The following is a 3,085-nucleotide window of genomic DNA, read 5'->3' as shown; positions in this document are numbered from 1 at the left end:
AGACGACCGTCTCGATCAACCACCGGGACCACCGAGAGCTCATAGCGATCCGCAAACCGCGCCACCTCTTCCTGATCCGTCTCTGGACCCACGGCAACGAAATCGGTCTGCATGATCTGCCGGACCGGCGTCTCCTTCGGCGCCAGCAGGAGATCGCGCAGGCGCAGATAGCCGATCGGATGCTGCTCAGCATCGACCACGTTCACCGCGTAGAGCTTCTCGATGGCCTCGGCATTGGCGCGGATATCGGCCGTGACCTGGCCGACTGTCCAGTCGACCGGCACCGCGACGAACTTGCGGCTCATGATGCTGCCAGCCGATTCCTCGCCGTAGCCGCGCAATGCCTCGATCGTCTCGCGCTCCTGTAGCCGCGGCAGCACCTGCTCGGCGACCTCGTCCGGGAGATCATCAAGGGCATCGGCTGCCTCCTCGGGCTCGAAGCCGTCGAGCACGTCGACCAACCGCTGCACCGCAACATCATCGAGCAGCGCCGCCCGGAATGAGGGATTCAGCTCAGCGATGATGCGCAGCTGCGGCTGATCCAGCCAGCCGGTCAGCTTGCGGGCGTGCTTGAGCGGCAGATGCACGAACAGCGAGACCATATTCGGCGGCGGCATCCGGCGAACCGCCTTGATGACGGTGTCGCGTGCGCCGGCCTTGATCAGTCGCGCGAACTCATCGACGACGGCCCGATTCGGCTCGCTCAGGTCTTCGCTGACCGTCTTGTTCGGATCGGCACGCCAGATCAGCGGAATCTTCGGCTTCTTCGATGTCATTTCAGGGTCTTCGGTCAGGAACGTGCGCTCGCAGCTGCGCGGACATCACGGCAAAAAAGAGTGGCCAGGATCGCGCATCTAGGGAAACAGACGCAAAGTAGCCTGACAAGATGACGGCTAGATGTACCCATCGCAGATCAGTTTTCGGCGCTTCGAGCCCACTCCGGGTCGGGCAGCGTCGACCGGGGGACGCCGTGAATCCGTCCTTGGAGGCTTGACGACGGCATCCATGCCGTCGACACCCCCGCTCGCCGCCACCCGACCCTCCGCTATGTCGTGCCGACAATTGGCGTGCTTTGGGTATAAACACCAAATCAAGCCAGGGCGTCAATCCAGGGCGTCAAACCAAGCCCTCAGCCCGAGGCTTCAGCGCCAGCGGTACGGCCGCTCCAGCGGCTCGGGAACAGGCTCTCCAGGTCTCCTGAGCGATGCAGCACCGCAACCCCGAGCGAAACGCCGCGGTAGCGCACCAGCACCTGACCCGGTCGGCAGTCGCCTGCCGGCGTTGGGCTCAGCGGGAACAGCTCGCGGCGCAGATAACAATCGCGCTGCTCTGTGCTGAGCTCAAGGGTCTGGCGGGTGGCCGTCGAGCCGAGCAGCAGCGCCGCGCCCGTGGTGAGCTTCGGCGGGCGGATATTGGTGCGGTAAGCGAACAGCCCGCTACCCTGCGGCCTCGGGGCTGCTGGCGGTTGGTGATCCGCCGCCAGCAGATGCAGCCCGCGGCGCGTCTGGCGATGGAAGCGGCAGCCGGCGATCGCCGATGCCGGCAGTCCGTAGTGCTCGCTCAACTCCTGTAGCCAGTGATCATCCTCAGCATCCAACTGCAGCGAGGCTGGCTCGGAGATGCCCAGCCCCGGGGCCTGGGGGGCCTTCTGCAGGACGGCGACGAAGAAGCCGCCGGTATCGTTCGCATGCGGCCAGACGCGCAGACAGCGCGCGAGACTCGAGTCGAGATCACGGCCTTGCCAATGGGTCACACCGGCCCCGGTCCGCAGGCCTGGAACCTCGCAGGGCAGCAACGCGAGGTTGCCGCGCTGCTCGTCCAGGATCTCGGCGACGATTAGCTCGTTCTCCTCCGGCGCGAAGGTGCAGGTCGAATAGACGATGCGCCCGCCAGGCCGGCATAGCTGAACCGCCTTGCGCAGCAACGCGCGCTGGCGACCCGCCATGCGCAGCGAGCGCTCGGGTCCGATGCCGCTGTGGGCGCAGCCTGCCTCTCCGCCCCTGTTGCTAGCCAGGCCGCTAGTCCGATCGCTGGCTCGTTCACTGCCTCTGGCTCCGGTCCAGCCACCGGTCTGGCTACTCGCCCAGCGACCGCGCTGCGCCAGGCTGGGATTGCGCCGTAGCGTGCCCTCGCTCGAGCAAGGGGCGTCGACCAGGATGCGATCGAAGCCACCCGCTGCGGCCGGATAATTGCCGCCGTCGCAGCGCGTTGTGCTGCAATTGATGACGCCGAGCCGATCGAGATTGCCCTGCAGCGCCGAGATGCGCTCGGCAGCGAAATCATTGGCGAGCAAGGTGCCCTGGTTGCCCAACGCCAACGCCAACTGCGCGGTCTTACCGCCGGGAGCTGCGCAGAGGTCGAGCACACGCTGGCCAGGCTGCACATCCAACAATGTCACCGGTAACTGTGAGACGGCCTCCTGGGCATGGGCCAGACCGGCGCAGTACCACCAGCGCTGGCCGGCCTTGTAGCCCGGCGGCAGCTGCAATGCGATCGCAGTTGAGGCAACGCCGCGCGGCGACACCCGCGATGCAACCGAGGACCACCAGGGCGCCAACCAAGGGACCGGCTCGGCGCTCACGCCCTCCTCGGCGATCAGCTCGAGCAGCCGCGGGCCGTCGATGCGCAGTGGATTGGCCCAGATCCAGGTCGGCAGCGGCCGCATCAGGGCGGCGATGAAGTCATCCCATCCCTCGACCTGCTGATCGAACAGGCCACGGTAGCGGCCAAGGGCGGACTCGAGATCGGACTTTGCGGTTGATGAAAGCGACATGAAGAGGAGAATTCGAGGGCGGGTGGCGAGCAAGCTTGGCGCATTCTCGCAGAATCGGCTCGAGCAAGACGCAGGCCGCGCTTGCAGGCGAGGGTCTTTCCGCCCCATCTTAGTGCCTTTGGGATGGGACAACCATCCAACCGCTCAGGAGCCCCCATGTCTCAGCGTTCAGCCTCCGCTGCCCCGCCGCTTCGCCAGATGCTCGAGGGCCTGATCTCGGTGCCCTCGGTCAGCAGCGTCAATCCGCGCTTCGATCAGAGCAATCGACCGCTGCTCGACCTGCTCGCCGGCTGGCTCGAAGACGCTGGCTTT

At 66.1% G+C, this 3,085-nt stretch carries 2 protein-coding genes; both read right to left on the bottom strand.

Features of this window, described 5'->3' with window-relative positions:
* The coding region (locus tag ACY693_RS17425) for a CBS domain-containing protein (RefSeq protein WP_462323077.1) at nt 1-776 on the bottom strand (776 nt) is incomplete at its 3' end.
* 353 nt (nt 777-1,129) lie between these two features.
* Nucleotides 1,130-2,773: an RsmB/NOP family class I SAM-dependent RNA methyltransferase gene (locus tag ACY693_RS17420; RefSeq protein WP_462323076.1), complete on the bottom strand. Its 1,644-nt coding sequence runs from the start codon at nt 2,771-2,773 to the stop codon at nt 1,130-1,132.
* Nucleotides 2,774-3,085 lie beyond the last annotated feature (312 nt).

Source organism: Halochromatium sp. (assembly GCF_054919635.1).
This window is presented reverse-complemented; position numbering and strand designations above follow the sequence as displayed.